This window comes from Blastococcus sp. VKM Ac-2987 (genome assembly GCF_026967805.1).
Classification (GTDB): domain Bacteria; phylum Actinomycetota; class Actinomycetes; order Mycobacteriales; family Geodermatophilaceae; genus Blastococcus.
Genome location: NZ_JAPVBG010000001.1, coordinates 876,750 through 900,156, shown reverse-complemented (window position 1 = coordinate 900,156; position 23,407 = coordinate 876,750). Strand labels below are relative to the sequence as shown.

At 74.5% G+C, this 23,407-nt stretch carries 23 protein-coding genes, 1 tRNA gene and 2 pseudogenes; 18 read left to right on the top strand and 8 right to left on the bottom strand.

The genetic code is table 11. From position 1 onward, the window contains the following. The first annotated feature begins 69 nt into the window (after positions 1–69). The 3 genes and pseudogenes from O2W17_RS04360 to O2W17_RS04350 all read left to right on the top strand — a co-directional run. Positions 70–1,290: an acyl-CoA dehydrogenase family protein gene (locus O2W17_RS04360; protein WP_269191173.1), complete on the top strand. Its 1,221-nt coding sequence runs from the start codon at positions 70–72 to the stop codon at positions 1,288–1,290. Then, positions 1,287–2,279, top strand: coding sequence for an acyl-CoA dehydrogenase family protein (locus tag O2W17_RS04355; protein ID WP_269191172.1), 993 nt, complete (start codon positions 1,287–1,289; stop codon positions 2,277–2,279). The genes O2W17_RS04360 and O2W17_RS04355 overlap by 4 nt, the downstream gene beginning before the upstream one ends. 75 nt (positions 2,280–2,354) lie before the next feature. Then, positions 2,355–3,227, top strand: a pseudogene (locus tag O2W17_RS04350) (enoyl-CoA hydratase-related protein); the annotation flags it as partial. Positions 3,228–3,288: 61 nt separating this feature from the next. Here O2W17_RS04350 and O2W17_RS04345 read toward each other — a convergent pair. Then, positions 3,289–3,789, bottom strand: coding sequence for a MarR family winged helix-turn-helix transcriptional regulator (locus O2W17_RS04345; RefSeq protein WP_269191171.1), 501 nt, complete (start codon positions 3,787–3,789; stop codon positions 3,289–3,291). A gap of 87 nt (positions 3,790–3,876) precedes the next feature. Between O2W17_RS04345 and O2W17_RS04340 the strand changes: the two genes are divergently transcribed. From O2W17_RS04340 to O2W17_RS04315, 6 genes are all read left to right on the top strand, one after another. After that, positions 3,877–4,437 (top strand): YceI family protein, encoded by a 561-nt coding sequence (locus O2W17_RS04340; protein ID WP_269191170.1) that lies wholly within the window; start codon positions 3,877–3,879, stop codon positions 4,435–4,437. A 144-nt stretch (positions 4,438–4,581) separates the two neighbouring features. Continuing rightward, positions 4,582–4,923 carry a hypothetical protein gene (locus tag O2W17_RS04335; RefSeq protein ID WP_269191169.1) on the top strand — a complete coding sequence of 114 codons (342 nt, stop codon included), beginning with the start codon at positions 4,582–4,584 and terminating at the stop codon, positions 4,921–4,923. 102 nt (positions 4,924–5,025) lie between these two features. After that, the gene (gene typA, locus O2W17_RS04330) at positions 5,026–6,918 is read left to right on the top strand and encodes a translational GTPase TypA (RefSeq protein WP_269191168.1); all 1,893 of its coding nucleotides are present in this window, start codon (positions 5,026–5,028) and stop codon (positions 6,916–6,918) included. Between the two features lie 266 nt (positions 6,919–7,184). After that, positions 7,185–7,685 (top strand): DUF5994 family protein, encoded by a 501-nt coding sequence (locus tag O2W17_RS04325; protein WP_269191167.1) that lies wholly within the window; start codon positions 7,185–7,187, stop codon positions 7,683–7,685. Between the two features lie 72 nt (positions 7,686–7,757). Then, positions 7,758–8,351, top strand: coding sequence for an NAD-dependent epimerase/dehydratase family protein (locus tag O2W17_RS04320; protein WP_269191166.1), 594 nt, complete (start codon positions 7,758–7,760; stop codon positions 8,349–8,351). After that, a complete protein-coding gene (locus O2W17_RS04315) occupies positions 8,297–8,692 on the top strand; it encodes a hypothetical protein (protein ID WP_269191165.1) in 396 nt (131 codons plus the stop codon). The genes O2W17_RS04320 and O2W17_RS04315 overlap by 55 nt, the downstream gene beginning before the upstream one ends. Positions 8,693–8,708: 16 nt before the next feature. Here O2W17_RS04315 and O2W17_RS04310 read toward each other — a convergent pair whose 3' ends face one another. Together O2W17_RS04310 and O2W17_RS04305 are read right to left on the bottom strand one after the other, a co-directional pair. Further along, positions 8,709–9,689 carry a sulfite exporter TauE/SafE family protein gene (locus O2W17_RS04310; protein ID WP_269191164.1) on the bottom strand — a complete coding sequence of 327 codons (981 nt, stop codon included), beginning with the start codon at positions 9,687–9,689 and terminating at the stop codon, positions 8,709–8,711. 280 nt (positions 9,690–9,969) lie between these two features. Further along, positions 9,970–10,533 carry a sigma-70 family RNA polymerase sigma factor gene (locus tag O2W17_RS04305; protein ID WP_269191163.1) on the bottom strand — a complete coding sequence of 188 codons (564 nt, stop codon included), beginning with the start codon at positions 10,531–10,533 and terminating at the stop codon, positions 9,970–9,972. Between the two features lie 74 nt (positions 10,534–10,607). Between O2W17_RS04305 and O2W17_RS04300 the strand changes: the two genes are divergently transcribed. The 5 genes from O2W17_RS04300 to O2W17_RS04280 are packed head-to-tail and all read left to right on the top strand — an operon-like array spanning position 10,608 to position 15,539. Continuing rightward, the gene (locus tag O2W17_RS04300; protein WP_269191162.1) at positions 10,608–11,252 is read left to right on the top strand and encodes a zf-HC2 domain-containing protein; all 645 of its coding nucleotides are present in this window, start codon (positions 10,608–10,610) and stop codon (positions 11,250–11,252) included. Beyond that, positions 11,249–13,030: a copper resistance CopC/CopD family protein gene (locus O2W17_RS04295; protein WP_269191161.1), complete on the top strand. Its 1,782-nt coding sequence runs from the start codon at positions 11,249–11,251 to the stop codon at positions 13,028–13,030. The genes O2W17_RS04300 and O2W17_RS04295 overlap by 4 nt, the downstream gene beginning before the upstream one ends. Positions 13,031–13,069: 39 nt before the next feature. Beyond that, a complete protein-coding gene (locus O2W17_RS04290) occupies positions 13,070–13,801 on the top strand; it encodes a YcnI family copper-binding membrane protein (protein ID WP_269191160.1) in 732 nt (243 codons plus the stop codon). Next, on the top strand, positions 13,798–14,466 hold the full coding sequence (locus O2W17_RS04285; RefSeq protein ID WP_269191159.1) for an SCO family protein: 669 nt from the start codon (positions 13,798–13,800) through the stop codon (positions 14,464–14,466). The genes O2W17_RS04290 and O2W17_RS04285 overlap by 4 nt, the downstream gene beginning before the upstream one ends. Then, entirely contained in the window at positions 14,463–15,539 is a 1,077-nt protein-coding gene (locus O2W17_RS04280) for a hypothetical protein (RefSeq protein WP_269191158.1), read from the top strand. Before O2W17_RS04285 ends, O2W17_RS04280 begins: the two co-directional genes overlap by 4 nt. Positions 15,540–15,555: 16 nt before the next feature. On the opposite strand, the gene O2W17_RS04275 is transcribed toward O2W17_RS04280, so the two are convergent. From O2W17_RS04275 to O2W17_RS04260, 4 genes are read right to left on the bottom strand one after another with little or no spacing between them, the layout of a single operon-like run. Further along, a complete protein-coding gene (locus O2W17_RS04275) occupies positions 15,556–16,371 on the bottom strand; it encodes a phosphocholine cytidylyltransferase family protein (protein WP_269191157.1) in 816 nt (271 codons plus the stop codon). Further along, complete coding sequence (locus tag O2W17_RS04270; RefSeq protein WP_269191156.1) at positions 16,358–17,491, bottom strand: CDP-glycerol glycerophosphotransferase family protein; 1,134 nt, start codon at positions 17,489–17,491, stop codon at positions 16,358–16,360. Before O2W17_RS04270 ends, O2W17_RS04275 begins: the two co-directional genes overlap by 14 nt. Next, positions 17,488–18,273, bottom strand: coding sequence for an HAD family hydrolase (locus O2W17_RS04265; protein ID WP_269191155.1), 786 nt, complete (start codon positions 18,271–18,273; stop codon positions 17,488–17,490). Before O2W17_RS04265 ends, O2W17_RS04270 begins: the two co-directional genes overlap by 4 nt. Before the next feature lie 41 nt (positions 18,274–18,314). Next, positions 18,315–19,904 carry a mannitol dehydrogenase family protein gene (locus tag O2W17_RS04260; protein ID WP_269191154.1) on the bottom strand — a complete coding sequence of 530 codons (1,590 nt, stop codon included), beginning with the start codon at positions 19,902–19,904 and terminating at the stop codon, positions 18,315–18,317. Between the two features lie 429 nt (positions 19,905–20,333). On the opposite strand from O2W17_RS04260, the gene O2W17_RS04255 reads away from it, so the two are divergent. The 4 genes from O2W17_RS04255 (at position 20,334) to O2W17_RS04240 (ending at position 22,176) form a co-directional block, all read left to right on the top strand. Continuing rightward, positions 20,334–21,125 (top strand): M23 family metallopeptidase, encoded by a 792-nt coding sequence (locus O2W17_RS04255; protein WP_269191153.1) that lies wholly within the window; start codon positions 20,334–20,336, stop codon positions 21,123–21,125. A gap of 25 nt (positions 21,126–21,150) precedes the next feature. Further along, entirely contained in the window at positions 21,151–21,564 is a 414-nt protein-coding gene (locus tag O2W17_RS04250) for a helix-turn-helix domain-containing protein (protein ID WP_269191152.1), read from the top strand. A 20-nt stretch (positions 21,565–21,584) separates the two neighbouring features. Then, on the top strand, positions 21,585–21,998 hold the full coding sequence (locus tag O2W17_RS04245; protein WP_269191151.1) for a VOC family protein: 414 nt from the start codon (positions 21,585–21,587) through the stop codon (positions 21,996–21,998). Between the two features lie 105 nt (positions 21,999–22,103). Beyond that, positions 22,104–22,176, top strand: a tRNA-Ala gene (locus O2W17_RS04240). 152 nt (positions 22,177–22,328) lie between these two features. Here O2W17_RS04240 and O2W17_RS22275 read toward each other — a convergent pair. Continuing rightward, positions 22,329–23,402 (bottom strand): annotated as a pseudogene (locus O2W17_RS22275) (site-specific integrase); the annotation flags it as partial. Positions 23,403–23,407 lie beyond the last annotated feature (5 nt).

Genomic DNA, 23,407 nt, shown 5'->3' with positions numbered 1-23,407 from the left:
ATCGTTGACCGTTACGGGTGACGGCTGTCACGCTGCGCACCGTCCGTCCATCGACGAAGGGTGCCGCCCGTGGATTTCGACGACAGCCCCGACGAGGCCGGGTACCGGGCGCGCGTCCGGGCGCTGCTCGAGGAGCACGCCGGTGAGCTGCTGCACCTCGCGCCCGGCCAGGAGGGGGTCGACGCCCGCCGGCACGAACCCGAGATGCGCCGGACCCAGCAGGTGCTCGCGGACGCCGGGCTGGTCGGGGTCACCTGGCCCCGGGAGTACGGCGGGCAGGGCGGCACGCTGGTGCAGCAGGCGATCGTCGTCCAGGAGCTGGCCCGCGCCCGCGTGCCCGGGCTGATCAACCACATCGGCATCGGCATGTGCGGCCCCACCGTCATCGCGCACGGCAGCCAGGACCAGCGCGACCGCTACCTCGCCCGGCTGCTGCGCGCCGACGATGTGTGGTGCCAGCTGTTCAGCGAGCCGGCGTCGGGCTCGGACCTCGCGGCGCTGCGGACCACGGCGGTCCGCGACGGCGAGGACTGGGTGGTCAACGGCCAGAAGGTGTGGACGACGCTGGCGCACGTCGCCGACTTCGGCATCCTGCTCACCCGGACCGACCCCGACCGGCCCAAGCACGCCGGGCTGACGATGTTCGTCGTCGACATGCACGCCCCCGGCGTCACCGTCCGGCCGCTGCGCCAGATGGGCGGCCAGTCGGACTTCAACGAGGTCTTCTTCGACGACGTCCGCATCCCCGACGGCGAGCGGCTCGGGGAGCCGGGCGAGGGCTGGCGGGTCGCGCTCACCACGCTGATGAACGAGCGGGTCGCCATCGGCGGGGCCGGCGGTGACATCGGGCTGCCGGTCGAGTCCCTCGTGCAGCACGCCCGGGACCGGCTGCCCGCCCTCGACGGCGACCGGCAGGTGCTGGCGCGGCAGGCCGTCGGCCGGGCCGTCGTCGCCGCGCTCGCCGCCCGCTACACCGGCTACCGGCGGCTCACCGTGCTCAGCCAGGGCGGCATCCCCGGTCCGGAGGCGAGCGCGGGCAAGCTCGCCGGGACGGAGGCCGCGCGGCTGGTCGCCGACGCCGGTGTCCGGCTGCTCGGCGACGACGCCGTCTACGCCGCGACCTCCGACGGCGACGACCGCTGGCAGCGCACCCAGTCGTGGGTGCCCGGCATCGCCATCGCCGGCGGCACCGACCAGGTGCTGCGCAACATCCTCGGCGAGCGGGTGCTGGGCCTGCCGCCGGAGCCGCGCAGCGACAAGACCGAACCGTTCTCGGGAGGGCGGCGATGAACTTCGACCTCGACACCGACCAGCGCGACATCGCCGCCGGCGCCCGCGAGTTCTTCCGCGGGAACGCCGCCCCGGCCGCGGCGCGCGCCGGGCTGGAGGGCGGCCGGCTGGAACCGGGCCGCAAGGCGCTGGCCGACATCGGCTTCCTCGGCATCACCGTGCCGGAGGCGGCCGGCGGCGCGGGGCGGTCGGTGCTCGACCTCGCCGTCGTCGCCGAGCAGGGTGGCGCGGTCCTGGCGGCGCCGTCCCTGGTCACCGCCGCCCGGGCGGCGGTGCTGCTGGCCGACCAGCCCGAGCTGGCCGCGCAGCTGGCCGACGGGTCGACCGCCTTCGCCGTCCTCGACGGGCCGGTGCGCGGCTCGGCGCCGTCGGTCGACGCGGCCGACGCGACGCTGTTCCTCGGTCTGGACGGCGGCGACCTGGTGGTCGGGGAGGGCGAGGTCGTCCCCGGCCGGCCGTTGGACGCCACGCGGGGCCTCGCCTCGGTGCGGCTCACCTCGCGGCGGGTGCTCACCGCGGACGCGGGCGAGCTGTGGACCCGTGCCCGGCAGGTGGCCGCCGTCGTGCTGGCGGCCGAGGACCTCGGCGGCGCGGACCGCGCGGTGGAGCTGGGCATCGCCTACGCGCAGGAGCGCGAGGCGTTCGGCCGGCGGATCGGCTCCTACCAGGCGGTCAAGCACATGCTGGTCGACGCCTGGGCCGGCGTGGACCAGCTGCGCTCGCTGGTCTGGTGGGCAGCCTGGGCCGCCGACTGCGCGCCCGCGGAGCTCCCGCTGGCCTCGTCCGCCGCGAAGGCGTACGCGGCGAGCACCTTCGAGCGGGCGGCCGGGACGCTGGTCCAGGTGCACGGCGGGATCGGCTTCACCTGGGAGCACGACGCGCACCTCTTCTGGCGCCGGGCGAAGGTGGACCGGCTGCTCCTGGGTGACGAGGCCGAGCACCTCGACGCCGTCGCCCGGCTCGCGGTCGCCGGCGCCCTCGGCGGCTGACCACCCGTTCCCGGCGTTCCCGGCACCGGAGCGCCGCCCGCTGACAGGAGGAAGACCACGGACCTCACCGAGCTCCAGTACGAGGTGGCCGACGGCGTCGCGACGGTCACGCTGCACCGCCCCGACCGGCTCAACACCTTCACCCTGACCATGGCCGACGAGCTCGCGGCGGTGGCCGCGGCCGCGGACGCCGACGACGACGTGCGGGTGGTCGTGGTGACCGGCGCCGGCCGGGCGTTCTGCGCCGGCGCGGACCTGGGCGGCGGGATCGGCACCTTCGCCGGTCGGCGTACCCGCGAGCGTCCACCCGGACCGCTGAGCCAGGACATCGACGGCGTCCCCCGCGACGCGGGCGGGGTCGCCGCGCTGCCGTTCGCGGCGCTGCGCAAGCCGGTCATCGCCGCGGTCAACGGGCCGGCCGTCGGCATCGGCGCGACCCTCACCCTGCCCATGGACATCCGCATCGCGGCCCGGTCGGCGCGCTTCGGCTTCGTCTTCGGCCGGGTCGGGATCGTCCCGGAGGCGGCGTCGTCCTGGTTCCTGCCCCGGGTCGTCGGCATCAGCCAGGCGATGGAGTGGGTCGCCACGGGCCGGGTGTTCGACGCGGCCGAGGCGCTGCGCGGCGGGCTGGTGTCCCGGGTGGTGCCGGACGCCGAGCTGCTCCCGACCGCCTACTCGCTGGCCCACGAGATCGTGGCCAACACCAGCGGGGTCGCCGTCGCGGCGGCGCGCCAGCTGCTCTGGTCGATGCTGGGCGCGCCCTCGCCCTGGGACGGGCACCGGGCCGAGTCCCGGGCGCTGGTGGAGCTGGGGGAGGGGCCGGACTCCGCGGAGGGCGTGGCGGCGTTCCTGGAGAAGCGGCCGCCGCGCTTCGCCGCTCGGTTGCCCGACGGCGCCGTCGCCGGGGTGCCCCGCTGGCCCGCGCCGCCGGACGACGTCACCGGCTGACGCCTCCCGGCCGAGCTCCCGCCCGGGACGGCCCAGCCGGGTGGGGCCGTCCCGGAACGGATCAGGGCATGCGGCTGGGGTCGAGGTGGCGCAGCAGCGCCTCCCCGAAGTCGCGCATCGCGGCCACCTGCTCGGGGGAGAGCTGGTCGAACAGCTCCCGGCGCACACCCTCGACGTGGATCGGCGCCGCGCCCTCCAGGGCGGCGAACCCCTCGTCGGTGAGGACGGCCAGCTGCCCGCGGCCGTCCTCGGCGCAGACCTGCCGGCGCACCCAGCCCCGCTCCTCCAGCCGGGAGACCGCGTGCGAGAGCCGGCTGCGGGAGGACAGGCAGCGGTCGGCGAGCTCGCTCATCCGCATCATGCGCTCGGGCGTCTCGGACAGCGCGACCAGGATCTCGTAGTAGGCGTGCGAGATGCCGGTGCGGTGGGTGAGCTCGCGGTCCAGCCGGTCCTGCAGCAGCTGCGAGCTGTAGAGCCAGGCGCGCCAGGCCTTCTGCTCGTCGGTGTCGAGCCAGCGCGGCTCACCCGTGGGGAGGGACTCCGGCGACACGGATGCGGTCATGCACATAGAGTACTGGCGGAATAGTCAAGCGCTCAACTACGCTACCGACGACGTCCCGCCCACCTCGTCACGACCCTGGGAGATCCCATGACCGCCAGCACCGTCCAGATCCCCGGCTACCTCGCCGGCACCTGGGACATCGACGCCAGCCACTCCACCGTCGGCTTCTCCGTCCGCCACATGATGGTGAGCAAGGTCCGCGGCTACTTCCGCGAGTTCTCCGGCGAGATCGTCACCGCCGAGGACCCGACGCTGTCCACCGTCACCGCCACGGTGAACATGGACTCGATCGACACCCGCCAGGAGCAGCGCGACGCGCACATCAAGTCCGCGGACTTCTTCGACGTCGGCAACCACACCGCGATGACCTTCCGCTCCACCGCGGTGAAGACCGACGGCGCCGACTGGACCGTCGAGGGCGACCTCACGATCAAGGGCATCACCAAGCCGGTCGTGCTGGACCTCGAGCTCAACGGCTTCGGCCCCGACGCCTACGGCGGCACGCGGGCCGGCTTCAGCGCCAAGACCGAGATCTCCCGCAAGGAGTACGGCGTCGACATCGACATGCCGATGGACGGCGGCGGCGTGGTGGTCGGCGACAAGATCACCGTGGAGCTCGAGATCGAGGCCGTGCTCCGCGCCGCCTGATCCCGGTTGATCATCGCCGAATGGCACCCCCTTCCGGCGTGTCGGCCAGCCAGACGACGATGATCAACGGGTAGCTGTGTCACGAGGGCCCCGGACGCGAGTCCGGGGCCCTCGTGCGTCGTGGAGCGGGGCAGACTGGGCACCATGTCGACGTCCTCGCTCACGCGCACCCCCGCCTGGCTCCTGGTCGCCGTCGGTCTCGCGGCCGGCTTCGGCATCGCGCAGGGCACCGGGATCCGGGCGCTGGGCGGCGCGGTGTTCGTCGTCTGCGGGGTCGGGGCGGCCTGGATCGCCGCCCGCCGGCGCGGGCCGGTCGTCACCGCCGGGCTCGCTGCGCTCTACGTGGGGGCGTTCGTCCTGGCCCACGTCCTGGCCCTCGGCGCCGGTTTCCCGGCCTGGTTCGCGGTGAGTCTGGTCACTGTTGCCGCCGCGGGGGCCACCTACGGGGTGGTCGACCGGCAGCGGGAGACGGTCGCCGCCCGCTGAGCACCTAGAGTGGAGGGAAGGTCGGGGCCCCGAAGGGTGTTGACCTGATGCCCGCGCGCGTCCGCGCGGCGCGCTCCCGAGCTCCCCGAGGTGCCCTTCCGCATGCCCACTCGCGACGACCTGCGCAACGTGGCGATCATCGCTCACGTCGACCACGGCAAGACGACCCTGGTCGACGCCCTCCTCCGCCAGGCAGGCGCCCTCGGGCGCGCCAAGGGCGAGGGGACGGACAACGACTCCACGCAGGACCGCGTGATGGACTCGATGGACCTCGAACGCGAACGCGGCATCACCATCCTCGCCAAGAACACCGCGATCCACCTGGCCGACGAGAACGGCAACCCTGTCGTCGTCAACATCGTCGACACCCCCGGCCACGCCGACTTCGGCGGTGAGGTCGAGCGCGGTCTGTCGATGGTCGACGGCGTCTGCCTGCTCGTCGACGCCTCCGAGGGCCCGCTCCCGCAGACCCGCTTCGTGCTCCGCAAGGCGCTCGCGAAGGGGATGCCGGTCATCCTCGCGGTGAACAAGACCGACCGCGCCGACGCGCGCATCGCCGAGGTCGTCGACGAGTGCTACGAGCTGTTCATGGAGCTCATGGAGGACGCCGGCATGAGCGCCGACAACCTCGACTTCCCGATCGTCTACTGCAGCGGCCGCTCCGGGAAGGCCTCGCTCACCCGGCCGGAGAACGGCACCGAGCCCGACAGCGACGACCTGGCCCCGCTGGTCAAGACGCTGCTGGACACCATCCCGGCGCCGGTCTACGACGCCGAGGAGCCGCTGCGCGCACAGGTCACCAACCTCGACGCCTCGCCCTACCTCGGTCGCCTCGCGCTGCTGCGCATCCACTCCGGTGAGATGAAGAGCGGCCAGCAGGTCGCCTGGTGCAAGGTCGACGGCACGATCAAGAACGTCAAGATCACCGAGTTGCTCGTCACCGAGGGCCTCACCCGCACGCCGGCCGCGAGTGCGGGCCCCGGCGAGCTCGTCGCCATCGCCGGCATCGAGGACGTCATGATCGGCGACACCCTCGCCGACCCGAACGACCCGCGCCCGCTGCCGCCGCTGACCGTGGACGAGCCCTCCATCTCGATCACCATCGGGATCAACACCTCGCCGCTGGCCGGCAAGTCGGGCAAGAAGCTCACCGCCCGGCTGGTCAAGAACCGCCTCGACCAGGAGCTCGTCGGCAACGTGTCGGTCCGCATGCTGCCGACCGACCGCCCCGACACCTGGGAGATGCAGGGCCGTGGCGAGCTGGCCCTGGCCATCCTCGTGGAGCAGCTGCGCCGCGAGGAGTTCGAGCTCACCGTCGGCCGGCCGACCGTCGTCACCAAGGAGGTCGACGGCAAGCTGCACGAGCCGGTCGAGCGGGTGACGATCGACGTCCCGGGCGAGTACGTGGGCACGCTGACCCAGGCGCTGGCCGTCCGGCGTGCGCGGCTCGAGAACCTGGTGCACCACGACACCGGCTGGGCGCGGATGGAGTACATCGTGCCGTCCCGTGGCCTCATCGGGTTTCGCACCGAGTTCCTCACCGAGACCCGCGGCACCGGCGTCCTCAACCACAACCTCGAGGGCTACGAGCCGTGGCTGGGCGACATGCGCGCCCGCCCGACCGGCTCGCTGGTCGCCGACCGCTCCGGCGTGGCGACGACGTACTCGATGTTCTCCCTGCAGGAGCGCGGCCAGATGATGGTCCAGCCCGGCACCGAGGTCTACGAGGGCATGATCGTCGGTGAGAACTCCCGTCCGGACGACATGGACGTGAACATCACCAAGGAGAAGAAGCTCACCAACATGCGCAAGAGCACCTCCGAGGAGCTCGAGCGGCTGATCCCCCCGCGGGTGCTGAACCTGGAGCAGGCGCTGGAGTTCTGCGCCGAGGACGAGTGCGTGGAGGTCACCCCGGCCACGGTCCGCATCCGCAAGGTGGTGCTGGACCAGACCGAGCGCGGCAAGGCCAAGAACCGCAAGCCCAAGCCCGCCTGATCCCGCTGCACCACCGCGCCCCGCCGCAGCCCGACCGCGGCGGGGCGCGCTGCGTTCCGGGGCGCCCCACCCAGCTTCTCCGCGGAAAGTCGGGGTCGGGGCAGGAGATAGTGGTCGCGAGGTAACGGTTCGTGATGACCGGCCGTACGGCGGCGACCCGCCCGTCCCACGCTCACCGGCAACCCCGCCCGGCGCGGCCTAGGTTCGTGTCGGGGCCTGCTGTCCGGGCCCACGGCGAGCGAGCGACGAGAGGCGGCCGAACGCTGATGGCGACGACCACCCGCACGGTTCCGGTGTCCGAGGGTTTCCGGGGCGGGATCGACGTCCGGGTGAGCCTGCGCGCCGACGCCGGTTCGGGGGGCTCGGCCTTCGACGGTGCCTGGTTCCCGCGCAGCCGGGACCTCGCGGTGGAGCTGCCCGAGCTGATCGCCGCCCTGGACCGGCACGGCGTGCGGGTGGAGCGGTTCACCTACGCCCTCGACGCCTGGCAGCCCGCGCCCCGCAAGCTCGAGGTGCAGGGCCGCACCGTCCGGGCGGGTGGCTTCCGGAGCATGGACCCGCAGGTCGTCTGCCTGACGTGGGCCGGTGGCAACCGACGGGCCGACCTGCTCGTCGTCCCGCCGGAGACCGACGTCCTGACCGGTGCCCGGGCGCTGCGGCTGTGCACCCGCCGGGGCCTGCCGCCGTCGCCGCAGATGGTCCTCGCCGCGGCCCGCTCCACGCCGCTGCCGCAGGTCCCCGACCTGCCGGCCAGCCGGGCCGTGTGAGGGTTCTGCCGCGGGTACGCCCACCGCGAACCGGCTGGACGACGGGGGAGCGGCTGCGCTGAGCTGAGGCGCATGCGGCTCCTCGTCCTCGGCGGCACCTCCTTCCTCGGCCGGCACGTCGCCGCCGCGGCGCTCGCCCGCGGTCACGACGTCGCCACCCTCACCCGTGGCGTGACCGGCGCGCCGCCGGAGGGTGCCCGGGACCTGCACGGCGACCGGGACGACCCCGGCGCCTTGCCGCGGGCGCTGGGGGAGTGGGCGCCCGAGCTCGTCGTCGACACCTCCTGCCAGACGCGCGCCGCCGCCCGCAACGCCGCCGCCGTGCTCGGCGGGGTCGGCGCCTACGTCTTCGTCAGCAGCCTCAACGCCTACCGGAACTGGCCTCCGGGCCCCGTCGGCCCGGAGGCCGGCGAGCCGACCTGGGACACCGAGGACGACGAGTACGGGCCGATCAGGCGTCCGCCGAGCGGGAGCTCGCCGCAGCGGTCGGGCGCCTCGGCTGGTGGCTGGAGCGCATCGCCCGGGGCGGGCGGGTCGTCGTCCCGGCCGAGGGCCTGGCCCAGCCGATCGCGCTGGTCGACGCCCGCGACCTGGCGGCGTGGCTGGTGGAGATGGCCGAGCAGGGCCGCACCGGCGCCGTCAACGCCACCGGCCCGACCGGCATGACGACGCTCGGCGGGCTGCTCGACCTCTGCCGCACCGTCACCGGGGGCAGCGCGCAGTGGGCGCCGGTGCCCGAGGCCGACCTGCTCGCCGCCGGCGTCCAGGAGTGGGTGCACCTCCCGCTGTGGCTGCGGCAGGAGACGGCGCGGACGGCCTGGGACGTCGACACCTCCCGGGCCGTCGAGCTCGGCCTCGCCACCCGGGCGCTGGAGCGCACGGTGGCCGACACCTGGGAGTGGCTGCGGACCTCCGGCCGGCTCGCGCCGCCGGCCCACCGCCCCGCCGGTCAGCCCGGCCCCGGTCTCCCCGCCGAGCTGGAGGCGGCCCTCCTGCCGGCGCGGTGACCCCGGCGCCGGGGGATCAGTCGCGCGGGGCGCTGGGCCGGCCGGCGCCGACCGGCTCGTCCTCGGTGAGGGTCACGTCGGCGACCACGTTGCGCTCGGCGACCTCCGCCACGGCGTCGGCGGACTCCACCGCCTTGTCCTTGCGGTACTGGCGGTAGGAGTGGACGACGGCCGCCACCCAGATCGCGGCGAGCACCGCGTAGACGACGGTGCTGGTGGCGACGCCGGCGTCGACCCAGTCGCTGCGCAGCAGCGTGCGGACGTTGGTGAGCACGATCATGCCGCCCACCAGGGAGCCCAGCAGCCGCGGCGGGATGTGCCGGACCAGCCAGGCGGCGATCGGGGCGGCGACCAGGCCACCGGCGAGCAGCCCGGCCACCCACAGCATGTCGATGCCCTGCGAGCCGAGCGCCACCAGGAAGCCCGCGCTGGCGGCCAGCGCGACCAGGAACTCCGAGGTGTCGATCGAGCCGATGACCTTGCGCGGCTCCATCCGGCCGCTGGCCAGCAGCGCGGGCGTGCCGACCGGGCCCCACCCGCCGCCGCCGGTGGCGTCGACGAAGCCGGCCACCAGGCCGAGCGGGCCCAGGAAGCGGGCGCGGACGGGCTTGCCGAGGTTGCGCCGGTCGATGCCCCGGAGGGTGAAGCGCACCAGGATGTAGACGCCCAGCGAGACCAGGATCAGCGACATGACCGGGGCGGCGACCGCGGTCGAGAGGCTGGACAGGAAGTGCGCGCCGGCGAACGCGCCGACCGCTCCCGGCACGCCGACCTTGGCGACGACCTTCCAGTCGACGTTGCCGAACTTCCAGTGCGAGAGCCCGGACGCCAGCGTGGTCCCGATCTCGGCGAGGTGGATGGTGGCCGAGGCCGCCGCCGGGTTGGTGCCGATCGCCAGCAGGAGCGTCGTCGAGGTGACGCCGTAGGCCATGCCGAGGCTGCCGTCGACGAGCTGGGCGCCCAGGCCGGCGAGGGCGAGCAGGATCAAGGTCTTCACGGGGAAGGGGCTCCGGTCTCACGGATGCCGCGGCGAGCGGCCTGGCTGGGGGTTCGAACGGCGCCACGAGGTGGCGCGGCGGATCAGGACCCCGGACAGGCGGCGGTGCAGACGCGCAGCAGGTCGACGTGCAGGCGGCTCACGAGGAGGAGCGCCGTCGACCGTGTCACGGCGATATGTCTACCAGATCGATGCACTTAGGCGTCAATTCGGTCCACCAGGTGGGACGGACCACCGGCGGCGCACCCGGACCGGCCCCCGCGGGCGACCCTGGAGCCGGTCAGCTGTGCGCGGCATCGCCCCGTCCGCCGTCCGCGACACCGCTGCCGAGGGACGCCACCAGGTCGGCGCGTGCCCGCGCCACCCGCGACCGGATGGTGCCGACGGGGCAGCCCGCCACCTCCGCCGCCTCGGCGTAGGACAGCCCCAGCAGCTGGGTCAGCACGAAGGCCTCCCGCCGGTCGGCCGCCAGCCGGCCCAGCAGGTCGCTGACCGCGGCGCCCTCGGCCACGGTGTCCCCGGGGCCGGGCGCGGCCAGCAGCTCCAGGTCGGTCGTCTCGCGGACCAGCGACAGCCGGCGCCGGCGGCGGGAGCGCAGCGAGTCGGCGCAGACGCGGCGGGCGATGGCCAGCAGCCAGGTGCGCACGGAGGACCGGCCCTCGAACCGGTGCAGGGAGCCGAAGGCCCGGAGGTAGGTCTCCTGGGTGAGGTCGTCGGCGGACTCGCGGTCGCCGAGCGCGGCGCACAGCCGCCAGACGTCGGACTGCGTCTCCCGGACGAGGGTGGCCGCGGCGAGCGGATCGCCGTCGGCGGCGTCCGCGGCGGTGCGGGCCAGGTCGTCCATGTCCTCGTCAGGGTGTCACGCAGGTCACCGGGGGAGCCGGGAACCGGACGGCGTCCGGCGGCGACTAATCAACCATGTCCTGCCACACCTGCCGCGAAGCGCTCTCCGCGCGCCTGGACGGCGAGCCGTCGGGGGTGCCTGCGGACGAGCTCGACCGGCACCTGGCGGCGTGCCCGGGGTGCACCGCTTGGGCGGCCGCCGCGGAGCGGGTGACCCGCCGCGCGCGGCTGGCCCCCGCCCCGCCGGTGCCCGACCTCACCGTCGCCATCCTCGGAGCCCTGCCCCGCGAGCTGCCCGGGGCCCGGTCTGCCGCCCGCGCCCGGCTGGCGGACACCGCGCTCCGGCTGGTGCTGCTCGCGGTCGGCGTCGCGCAGGCGGCCCTGTCCTGGCCGGTGCTGGTCTCCGGTGCCGGCGCCATGAGCGCCCCGGTGCACATGGCGCGGGAGAGCGGCGCCTGGAACCTGGCGGTGGCCGCGGCGTTCCTCGCCGTCGCCGCGGGCCCGCGGCTGGCCGCGGGTGCGCTGCCGTTCCTCGGCTCCTTCACCGCGCTGCTGCTGCCGGTGACGGTCGCCGACCTGCAGGCCGGCCACGTGCACGCCGACCGGGCGCTGGCCCACCTGCTCCTCGTGGCGGGCGTCGTGCTCGTCGCCACGCTGGCGTGGCGCGGCCGCCGGGGCCGTCCGCTCCCCGCGGTGGGCGACCGGCGGGTGGCCGCGTGAGGCGCTCGGCGCTGCTGCTCCTCCTGCTGGTCGCCGGCTGGCTGGGGGCCGGGATCGGGACGGCGGGCCCGGCCGCCGCGCACGCCACGCTGGTCGCCACCGAGCCCGGCGAGGGCGCCCGCGTGGACGCCGCACCCGGGGAGGTGACGCTGCGCTTCAGCGAGGGCGTCGCGCTGGGCGCCGGGTACGCGCGGGTGCTCGGCGCCGACCAGCAGCGGGTCGACACCGGGTCCGCCTCGGTCGACGGCGACGAGGTCACCATCCCGCTGCGCAGCGACCTGCCCGACGGCGGGTACCTCGTCACCTACCGGGTGATCTCCGCCGACTCGCACCCCGTCTCCGGGGCCTTCTCCTTCGCCGTCGGCGACGGCGAGCTGCTGACCGCCGCCGCGCAGGACCAGGCGGGCAGCACCGACCCCGTCGTCGGGGTGCTGCTGCCGGTCGCGCGCTGGGTCGGGTACGCGGGGCTCGCCCTCGCCCTCGGCGTCCCGGCGCTCGTCCTCACCTGCCGGCCGGCCGGCCGCGGTCCGGACCGGCTGCGGCGGATGGCCGCCGGCGGCGCCGTCGCGGTCGCCGGCTCCGCGCTGGCGACCTTCCTGCTGCAGGGCCCGTACGCCGCCGGGACCGGGCTCGGTGCGATCGCCGACCCGGCGCTGCTCGGCGCCACGGCGCGCTCGGGGGTCGGCTGGGCGGCGCTGGCCCGGGTGGCCCTGGCCCTGGCCCTGCTGGTGGTGCTGCGCCGCATCTGGCGTGGCCCCACGTCCGCCGCCTGGACCGCCGCGGCCGCCGTCCTCGGGGGTGGTCTGGTGCTCGCGACCGCCGCGGTCGGCCACCCGGTGGCCGGACCGTGGCCGGTGCCGGCCGTCCTGGTCGCCGCCGTGCACGTGGGGGCGATGGCGATCTGGCTGGGCGGGCTCGCCGGGCTGCTGGCCGCGGTGGTGCGGCCGGGGACGGCGCCCGGCGAGGTGGCCGCCGTCCTGCCCGCGTTCTCCCGGCTGGCCTTCGGCTCGGTGGTGGCGCTGGTGGTGTCGGGCATCGTCCAGTCGGTGCGGGAGGTCGGTTCCCCGACCGCCCTGGTGCAGACGACGTACGGGCAGCTGCTCGCGGTCAAGCTGCTGCTCGTGGTGCTCCTCCTGGCCGCGGCCGGGGTGTCGCGGGTGTGGGTGCAGCAGCGCCTGGGCGTCCGCCGGCCCCGGCGGCGCCGCACGGTCACCGCGCAGGCCTTCGCCGCCGCCACCGCCGGGACCACCCGCGGTGGGGCCGCGCCCGAGGAGATCGCCGCCGCCGCGGAGCGGGACCGCGCGCAGGCCGAGAACGCCATCGACCACCTGCCCTCGCTGCGCCGCTCGGTGCTGCTCGAGGCCGGCGTGGCCGCGGTCGTGCTGGCGCTGTCGGCGGTGCTGGTCGCCACACCGCCCGCGCGCACGGCGCTGGCCCAGCCGGTGGAGACCGTGCTGCCGCTGCAGGGCGGCGCAGGCGCGGCGTCGGGCAGCGTGCAGGTGTCGGTCGACCCCGCGCGCCCCGGCGAGAACGCGTTGCACGTCTACCTCTTCGACGACGCCGGTCGGCTCACCCAGCCGGCCGAGATCCGGGTGACGCTCACCGAGCGGAGCCAGGAGATCGGCCCGCTCGACGTCGACCTCGCCCCGGCCGGGCCCGGCCACTTCGTGGGCGACGGGATGGCCATCCCCGGAGCCGGCACCTGGACCCTCACCGTCACCGTCCGGCTCGACGAGTTCACCGCGCTCAGCGCCGCCACCGACTTCCCGGTGCGCTGACGCCCCTGACCGCTCCACCTCCCGATGAACAGGAGTTCGATGTCCCCGACCCGCCCGCTGCACCGGCTGGCCGTGCTGCTGGTCGCCGCCCTGGTGGCCGGCGCGGCCGCCGTGGCGTTCGCCACGTCCGCCGCCGCGCACGTCACCGTCTCCTCCGGCGACGCCGCGCCCGGCGGCTACGGCAAGCTCACCTTCCGCGTGCCCAACGAGAGCGACACCGCCAGCACGGTCGCGCTGCGCATCCAGATCCCAGAGGAGTCCGCCATGGGCTCGCTGCGGGCCCAGCCGCTGCCCGGCTGGACGGTGACCACCACGACCGCCGACCTGGCCGAGCCGGTCGAGGTGCACGGGCAGGAGATCAGCTCCTACGTCTCGGTGGTGGAGTACCGCGCCGACGAGGGCGGCGGCATCGCACCCGGCCAGTTCCAGGAGTTCGCGCTCTCCGGCGGGCCCTTCCTGGACGGCGAGCAGCTGAGCTTCCCGGCGATCCAGAGTTACAGCGACGGTAGCGAAGCGGCCTGGATCGAGCCGACCGTCGCCGGGCAGGACGAGCCCGAGCGGCCCGCCCCGGTGCTGGCCCTGGGAGCCGGGCAGGCCGGCGACGACGCCGGCACGGAGGAGACCGCGGCCGCCGCGGACACCGCCGACGCCGGCGAGCACACCGCCGGCCCGGCCGCCCTCGCGCTGTTCCTCGCGATCCTGGCGCTGTTCGTGGCGCTCGCCGGTGTCGTCCTCGGCGTGCGCGCCCACCGACGTACCGTGTCCTCGTGATCGCAGCCGTCCGCCGCCGTCCCCGCCGGGCCGTTCCGGCACTGCTCCTGACCACCGGGCTGCTGCTGGCCGGCTGCGGGGGCGCGGCCGACGGCGGCACCGAGGCGCACGACCACTCCGCGGGCGCGCCGGCCGTGGTCGAGGGCCCCGAGGACCGGTACGCCGGCATCGACCTGCCCGAGTCCTACCGCAAGCCGACGTTCACGCTCACCGACACGACGGGTGCGCCGTACGACTTCCGGGCCGCCACGGCCGGCCGCCCGACGCTGCTCTTCTTCGGCTACACCAACTGCCCGGACATCTGCCCGACCACGATGGCCGACGTCGCGGTGGCGCTGCGCGGGGTCGACCCGGCCCTGGTGGAGCAGATGCAGGTGGTCTTCGTGACCACCGACCCGGCGACCGACACCCCCGAGGTGCTCGGGGAGTACCTGGACCGGTTCGACGCCGACCTGGCGACCTCGTTCGTCGGCCTCACCGGCGACCAGGACGCGATCGACCAGGCGCAGCTCTCGGCCGGTGTGGAGATGGCCGAGGACGAGGGCCGGCTGCACTCGACGTTGCTGTTGCTGTACGGAACCGACGACGAGGCGCGGGTCGCCTTCGACGCGGGGAACACGGCCGAGGACATCGCCGGCGACCTCCGGCTGGTGACGGGCGCGTGAGCCGGGTGCCGGCCCGGCTCCTGACCGTCCTGGCCGGCGTCCTCGCCCTGCTGGCCCTGGCCGGCCCCGCTTCGGCGCACGTCGGGGGAGAGGCGGCCGGCAGCGACTTCGACGGCCGCGTGGTCGCGGTGACCCCGCAGCTGCCCGGGATCACCGTGCGCGTCCTGCAGTTCGGGGACGAGCTGGAGCTGGTCAACGGGTCCGGCACCGAGGTCGTGGTGCCGGGGTACTCCGACGAGCCCTACCTCCGGATCGGCCCCGACGGGGTCTGGCGCAACGCGCACAGCCCGGCGACGTACATCAACCTCGACCGGTACGGGCGGACGACGCTGCCCGACTCCGCCGACCCCGACGCCACCCCGCGGTGGGAGCGGATCTCCACGGAGCCGGAGTACGTCTGGCACGACCACCGCACCCACTGGATGAGCCAGGACCTCCTGCCGCCGCAGGTCGCCGCCGACCCGACCCGGGAGCACGTGGTGTCGGAGTGGATCGTGCCGCTGCGCCACGGCAGCACCGAGGCAGAGGTCGCCGGGGTGCTGACCTGGAGCCCCCCGCCCTCGCCGTGGGTCGTGTGGCCGCTGGTAACCGCCGTGCTGCTGACGGCGGTGGCCGCCGGGCTCGTGGCCCGCACCTCGCGCCTGCTGGGCGGGCTGCTCGCCGTGGGGGCGCTCGCGGCGCTGTGGCACGCGCTGGCCACCCCGGCGCCGTCGGTGACCACCGGCTCGCACGCGGGCGCCGTCGTCTCGGCGCTCCTGCCGGCCGCGGCCACCCTGCTGTGCGCCGTCCTCGGGGTGCGCGCCGCGCTGCGCGGCCGCGGGGCGATGACCGGGTTGCTGGCCGTCGTCACCGGCTGGCTGCTGCTGGTGCAGGGGCTGCCCGACGTCGACGTGCTGTGGTCGGCGAACGTGCTCTCCGCCGGGCCGCAGCCGGCCGCCCGCATCGCGGTGGGGCTGCTGGCCACCCTCGGTCTCGGGCTGGTGGTGGGCGGCATCGCGGCGGTGCGCCGGTTCCGGGAAGCCGACACCGCACCGGCGGGGACCGCCGCCGGCCGGCCGGTGCCGGTGGCCTGACGGCGGTCCCCGGAGGTCAGCCGACCTCGGCGGCGATGTTCGGCGCCTCGGTGCCGAAGAGGGTGTTGGCCCGCTGGAGGTCACCCTCGAAGTCGACCTCGACCGCGGCGTAGGCGGAGATGTCCACCGGCCGGACCCGCAGGCCGCGCTCGGCGATCGCCGTCTCCAGGCCCCGCTCGAAGTAGTCCTCGTGCGAGCACTGCTCGAGGTGCTCGACGAGCGTGGCCTTGTCGGCCGAGGAGATGTAGTTGATCCCCACCGCCTCGCCGAGCCCGCCGCGGACGATCTTGGACAGCTCGCGGATGTAGCCGTCGCCGTCGAGGGTGTACTTGACCTCCTCCTCGGCGACCGTGCTGGTGTCGACGCAGACGAAGCTCTGGTCGGCCGCCATGTACGGGAGGGCGACCTCGAGCACCGCCGGGTCGAAGACCACGTCGCCGTTGAGCCAGAGCACCCCGCCCTCGCGGGTGGTCCGCAGCCCGCGGAGCAGGCTCTTGGACGTGTTCGTGACGGCGAAGTCGGGGTTGTACGTGAACAGCAGGTCGGGGGAGGCCTTCATGATCCGCTTGCTGCGGTAGCCGACCACCGCGGTCACGCTCACGTCGGCGCCCAGGACGGTGCGCAGACCGTCGAGCTGCCGCTGCATGATGCTGCGGCCGTCGTCGAGCCGGGTCAGCGGCTTGGGGTCCTGCCGGCCGAGCCGGGTGCCCATGCCCGCGGCCAGGATGACGACCTGCACCGAGGGCGCCTGCAGCCGTCGGGACGTCGTGCGGGCCGACAGGGGGGAGCCACCCCGACGAACGGGGTTGAGGACGTGGTCACCGGTCCGCACGGACATCATCTCCTTCAGTGGTCGTGCTGGTGTGCTGCCCGGACGCGGTCGCGGACGGGAGGATCAGGTCGAGGACGCGCTGCGTGGCGGCGCCGTCCTCGAGGTGGCAGAAGGTCTCGCGGAACCGGGCGTAGCGCTCGGCGTGCTCCGCGGTGACCGCGTCGATGTCGGCGATCGCCGAGACCAGCTCGGCGCTGGTGGCGACGAGGGGACCGGGCGCGACCTCGGCGAGGTCGAAGTAGAAGCCTCGCAGCTGGTCGCGGTACCGGTCCAGGTCGTAGGTGTAGAAGAGCTGCGGCTTGCCCGTGACCGCGAAGTCGAACATCGTCGACGAGTAGTCGGTCACCATCATGTCGGCGGCGAGGTAGAGGTCCGCGATGTCGGGGTGGTTGCACACGTCCCGGACCGCCGAGCCGTCGGTGATCTCCAGCCGGCTCATGACCATGTTGTGCAGCCGCAGCAGCAGCACGTGGTCCTCGCCCAGGCGCGCGCTGAACTCGTCGAGGTCGATCGGGAACTCGAAGTCCCGCTCGCCGCTGCCCTCGAACACCAGGTCGTCGCGCCAGGTGGGGGTGTAGAGCACCACCGTCTGGTCCGCGCCGATGCCGAGGTCCGACCGCACCCGCGCCCGGATCTCGTCCCGGCGCGGGCTGGAAAGCACGTCGTTGCGCGGCAGCCCGGTCTCGTGGATCGGGCCGCTGTAACCGAACGCCTTGCGCAGCCGCTCGGTAGTGACCGAGTTCGGCGACAGCAGCAGGTCCCAGCGGGCGATGTCCTGGTCCAGGTAGGCCAGCCGGCCCTCGGGCGCCCAGAGCACGTCGTTGTGGATGCGCTTGAGCATCGTGCCGTGCCAGGTCTGCAGGTAGGTGGTCCCGGGCCGCTTCTCCCAGTCCAGCGGGATGTGGTCGTTGGAGATGACCAGGTCGGCCCCCTCCAGCGCCGCGATCGACTCCGGGCTGCCGAAGGTCAGCGTCCGGACGTCGGGCGGGAAACCTGCCTGGGTGTGCGGCGCGGACAGCCAGGTGTGGGTGGCGTCGACGCCCTGCGCGCGCAGGGCCTCGTAGAGCGCGCGGGGGCTGTCGGAGAAGTGCCCGCGGAAGGCGGCGTAGACGATGTTCACCGGGCGGCTCCCGTCAGGGCGTCGTCGTCGGAGTCCGGTCGGCCGGCGAGCACGGGCAGGACCAGGTCGGCCAGCTCCTGCCAGGACTCGACGACGGTCACGGCACCGGCCGCGAGCAGGGCCTCGGCGCGGGCCGCGCGCTCCTCGGGGAGCACGAACAGCAGGTTGCCGACGGTGGGGCAGCCGGCGCCCACGGCCGAGCGCACGCCGGCGACGGCGTCCTCCACCGCGAGCCCCTGCTCGGGCGCGATGCCCAGGTCGGCGCAGGCGTGCCGGTAGACGGCGGGGTCGGGCTTGCTGGTCGGCACCGGCAGCGAGTCCTCGGCGCTGTAGCGGCGCGCGGGCGGGATGAGCTCGTCCAGGCCGGTGGCGGTGAAGCACGCGGCCAGCCGGGACAGCGCGCTGGAGCTGACCGCGGCGAGCTCCAGCCGGCCGGTCAGCGCGCCGAGCGCATCCAGCGTGAGCGGGTGCGGGCGCAGCGTGCGGCCGAGGTGCTCGGTGACGGCCCGGCGCTCCTCGACGACCCACGGCTCGACGTCGACGTCGGTCACGCCGGCCTCGGTGGCCAGCGCCAGGGCGGTGGACCGGAAGTTCATGCCGGTGGCCGCATGCCGCAGCTCGTCCGCGGTGTACCGGCGGTCGATGCCGATGGCGGCGAGGAAGGCGTTGGTGACCTCGGCGGAGGCGTCGAACGCCGGCTCCTCGGAGGGGAAGAGGTTGCCGTCGGCGTCGCAGAGCAGGTACTGCACCCGCTCGATGAGCGTCGGCGGAACGATCGGCACCAGGTGGGCTCCCTTCGGGGACGGGGTGGTGGAGGGGGTGGTCACCGCGGCAGAGCCGCGGGGCCGGGCGTGCGGGCGGCCACGGTGCCCCGGACGCCGTCTCGGTCGAAGGCGGTCAGGACCTCTGCCAGGTCGGCGACCAGGGCCGGGTGGGAGCCGAGGTCCCCGAACACCGACGTCTCGGTCAGCAGCGGCCGCGGGTCGCTGCCGCCGGCGCGGGCCAGGGTCTGCAGCCGCTCGGCGAGGGCGTCCTCGACGGGCAGCCGGCGACCGGCCTCGTCGGTGCCCCGCAGGTAGCGGAACCACCCGGCGACGGCGAGGGTGAGCAGGCCGTGCGGCCGTCCCTCCTCGATCGCCTGGCGCAGCGACGGCAGCAGGTGGTGGGGCATCTTGGTCGAGCCGCGCCGGCACAGCCGGGGCAGGCCGTCGGCGATCGCCGGGTTGGCGAACCGCTGCAGCAGGGTGCGCTTGTACTCGGCCAGGTCGATGCCGTCCGGCGGCGGCAGCAGCGGGGTGACCTCGACGTCCATGAGCCGGGCCACGTAGCCGGCGAGCACGGGATCGGCCATCACCTGGTCGAGGCTGGCGTACCCCACGAGGGAGCCGAGGTAGCCCAGCGCGCAGTGGCTGGCGTTGAGCAGCCGGGTCTTCATCAGCTCGTAGCTGCCGACGTCCGGGACGAACCGGACGCCGACGGCGTCCAGCGGGGGGCGGCCGGCGGAGAAGGTGTCCTCGATGACCCACTGCGAGAACGGCTCGGTGATCACCGGCCACCGGTCGTCCACGCCGTAGCGCTGGGCCACCGCGGCCCGCTCCTCGATGCTCGTGTGCGGCGTGATCCGGTCGACCATGCTGCTGGGGAAGGCCACCCGGTCGGCGATCCACCGGGCGAGCACCTCGTCGCGCAGCCGGGCGAACCCGACGACGGCGGCGCGGGCGGCGTCCCCGTTGCGGTGCATGTTGTCGCAGGAGACGACGGAGAACGGATCGAGGCCGGCCCGGCGGCGCCGGTCGAGCGCCTCCACGAGGTAGCCGAACACGGTGCTGGGGGAGGACGGCTCCGCCAGGTCCTGGCGGATGTCGTCGTCGGGGTCGAACAAGCCGGTCTGCGGGTCGAGCCGGTAACCGCTGTCGGTGATGGTCAGCGACACCATGCGCGTGCGCTCGTCGCTCAGCAGGTCGAGCACGGCGGCCGGGTCGTCGGGCGCGAAGTGGTAGCCGACCATGACGCCCACGACGCGCGCGCGCTCGCCGTCCGGGCTGCGCTCGACGACCGTGTAGAGGTGGTCCTGCGGCGCGAGCGCGTCCTTCATGGTGCGGCTGTGCAGGCCGACCCCGACGACGCCCCAGTCCTCGCTGATGCGGCGCTCGGCCAGCTCGTCGAAGTACAGGAGCTGGTGCGCCCGGTGGAACCCGCCGACGCTGAAGTGGACGACGGCCGGGGTCAGCGCCGACCGGTCGTAGGTCGGGACGCTGAGCTGCGCCTCGTGCAGCGGCAGGGTGGCATCGGTGAGGGGGTGAATGTCGGCGGCGGCCACCACGTTGGGTGCGGCCGGGACGGGAACCGCCGGATGCCCGGCCGGAGCCGTCCCGTCGGGTGCCCGCAGGGGCAGGAGCTCGGCCTGTGACATCGCGTCCCTCCTTCTCTGTCCTGAGCGCGCCGCACCAGGCCGACCGGTTCCGGTTCTCCGGAGGTCAGCAGTACACGGGTGATGCCGGGTGCCGCGCAAGGTCCGGCGCCGCTTCGCGAAGGCGGAGGCGCCGGGCCGGCGCGGATCTTTCACGCCGGAAGGAAGGGAATGCCCGTTGCGGGGGCCCCGAAACGCCCCCCAGCCTTCCGCGGCGCGTGTCCATGATCACCGATGCCTATCCGGCGCCGGCCACCGGGGGGAATCACACCGCTGTCAGTAACGCGTGTGACTTGCGGGGCAAGTGGTGCGGCTCGCGCGGCGTGTCCCGTGCGACGCGCCGGTGGCCTGGTCACGGACTCGTCACGGAATGTTTCGATGGGCGCCGCCCGACCAGGGCGCGCGACTTCCCCACGCGAGACGGACAGGTGCATGCACGCAGCGATCGGCTCGGAGGCCCGCACGGAGCAGCTCCATGCGGTGCACCCCTCCGCCGGTCGGGCCGCCGAGCGGCGCGCCCGTCGCCGTCCGGCCCAGGCGCAGGCCCGGCGGAGCCCCGCGCTGCTGCTCGCCGCGGTGCTGCTCGGCGGCGTCGTCGCGGCGGGCGTGAGCCTGCCGGGCGCCCCCTCGGCCGAGGCCACCTCCGTCATCGAGGCCTCCGACGTGCTGATGACCACCGAGGAGGGTGTCGAGGTCCTGCCCCAGGCGTCCATCTCGGTCGCCGAGGCCGAGGCCCGGCTCGAGGAGGTCGCCGCCTCCCGCGCCGCCCGCGCCGAGCGCGAGGCCGCCGAGGCCGCGGCGGCGGCGGCCGCCGCCGAGGCGGCCCGGCCCAAGGCCGTCCTGCCCGTCGCCGGGGCCCGGCTGACCAGCGGCTACGGCGGCCGGTGGGGCACCTTCCACTACGGCATCGACCTGGCCGCGCCCATGCGCACGCCGGAGTACGCGGCGGTGGACGGCGTGGTGCTGCGCGCGGGAGCCGCCAGCGGCTTCGGACTGGCCGTCTACATCCTCCACGACAACGGCGACGTCACCGTCTACGGCCACATGGACAAGATCCTGGTGCAGCCGGGCCAGTACGTGGAGGCGGGGGAGACGATCGCCCTGCTCGGCAACCGCGGGCAGTCGACGGGCCCGCACCTGCACTTCGAGGTGCACAAGGGTGGCCTGGGCGGCAAGAAGGTCGACCCGATCCCGTGGCTGGCCGCCCGCGGCGTCGAGATCTGAGGCCCGGGCCGGGCATCATCCCGGCGTGAGCCGACCCGCGGAGGACGCGACCCGGAGGCTGCTGCGCGCGCGGGACGCCATGGACCGCCGCTACGCCGAGCCGCTCGACGTGCCGACGCTGGCGCGGATCGCGCACGTCTCGGAGGCGCACTTCATCCGCACCTTCCGGGCCACGTTCGGCGAGACGCCGAAGCGGTACCTGCAGCGCCGGCGGGTGGAGCGGGCGATGTTCCTGCTGCGCACCGGCGACCGCAGCGTCACCGACATCTGCATGGACGTCGGCTTCTCCAGCCTGGGCACGTTCAGCCGCGTCTTCCGCGACGTCGTCGGCGAGCCGCCCAGCGCCTACCGGCGTCGCGGACCGCTGCCGGCGGTGCCCTCCTGCTTCGCGATGGCCTGGCTGCGGCCGAGCAGTTTCGGAGAAGCGCCGGGGGAGTGAGGCTCCCTAGCGTCGCTCCCATGCTGACCTCGCTGACCATCACCCAGATCTACGTGCCCGACCAGGACCAGGCGCTCGACTTCTACGTCGGCAAGCTCGGGTTCGAGGTCCAGACCGACATGCAGTTCGGCCCGATGCGCTGGCTCACCGTCGCCCTGCCCGGGCAGCCCGACCGCGCCGTTCTGCTGGAGCGGCCGGGGCCGCCCTCGATGAGCGAGGAGACGGCAGCCCAGGTCCGGGAGGCGATCGCCAAGGGGGTCGCCGGTGGGCACCTCTTCTTCGCCTGCGACGACGCCTACCGGACGCACGCCGATCTGGTGGCGAAGGGCGTGGAGATCACCGAGGAGCCGGTCGACCAGCCCTACGGCATCGACTTCGGCCTCCGCGACCCCTTCGGCAACCACCTGCGGATCGCGCAGATGAAGCAGGTCTGAGCACCGGTTCGCCTCGCCCCGCGCGGCGCCGACCCCCTCCGCCGGTCCCGGTGGGTGGGGTTGTACAGTTACTCCCGGCTCGGACGCACCAGACCGGGCCGGTTCGGGGCTGTGGCGCAGCTGGTAGCGCACCACACTGGCAGTGTGGGGGTCAGGGGTTCGAGTCCCCTCAGCTCCACCCCGATGACCAGGCCGTTCTCCATCTGGAGGACGGCCTGAGTCGTCCCTGGTTGCAGTTCTGGTTGCAGTTTGCCCACCCTTACCTGGCAGCAGCAGGGCGCTCATCCGGTCGGCGGCCTCGCGGGCGAGGGCCGGCATGACGTGGCTGTAGATGTCCATCGTGGTGCGCATCTGGCTGTGGCCGAGCAGCTCCATGACCACCCTCGGGTGCACGTTCTCGCTCAGCAGCAGGGTGGCCGCGGTGTGCCGACCGTCGTGCAGCCGGACGTGCCGGACGCCGGCCGCCTTGAGCAGCCGGGTCCAGTCGTCGTGGTCGGTCTTCTTGTCGATGGGCCGGCCGTTGGGCTGGGCGAAGACCAGGTCCTCGTCGTGCCACTCGGAGCCGGCCAGCATCTGCTCGCCGAGCTGGACAGCCCTGTGCTCGTGCAGGGAGGCGACGAGCGGCATCGGCAGGGCGAGCGTGCGCTGGCTGCGGCGGGTCTTGGGCTCCTCGTAGATCAGCCCGCCGCCGCGGACCCGGTGGATGCTGCGCCGGACCGTCAGCGTGCCGGTGAGCAGGTCGATGTCCTTCCACTGCAGGGCCAGCGCCTCGGACTGGCGCAGGCCGAGCGCGAGGGCGACGGTCCAGCGGGCGGAGTTGCGCACGTGAGCCGCGGCTTCCAGGACGGCGCGGGCCTCACCGAGGTCGAGGGCGGTGGCGATGTCGCTCTGCTTCTGAGCCGGTGGATCGACGAGCCCGGCCACGTTGCGGGCGACGTGGCCACGTTGCATGGCGACGGTGAGGGCACGGGACAGGATGCGGTGATGCCGCAGCACCGAGGCGGGGGAGTAGCCGTCGTCCAGCAGGGCGGTGTAGAGCTGGTCGAGGTGCTCCGGCCGCAGCCGGTCGAGGCGGTGCCGGCCGATGCCGGGGATCAGGTGCTTGCGGACGGCCGACTCGTAGCTCTCCAGCGTCCGCTGTCGCACCCGGCGCGGGGCAATGGTCGTCAGCCAGTGCTCGAGCCACCAGGCGACGGTCGGGGTCGACGTCTCGCCGACCGTCCCGGAGTCGCGCTTGCGCTCGAGTTCACGGATTTTCGTGACCACGACGCCGCGGCTCTTGCTGCTGACGTGCCGGCGGTCGAGCTTGCCGTCGAGCGTGAACCCGACGGAGACGTAGCCGTGCCAGCGGCCGTCGGCGCCCTTGTAGATCGTCGACTCGCCGTTCGAGGCGCGTCCCGCCATCGGTC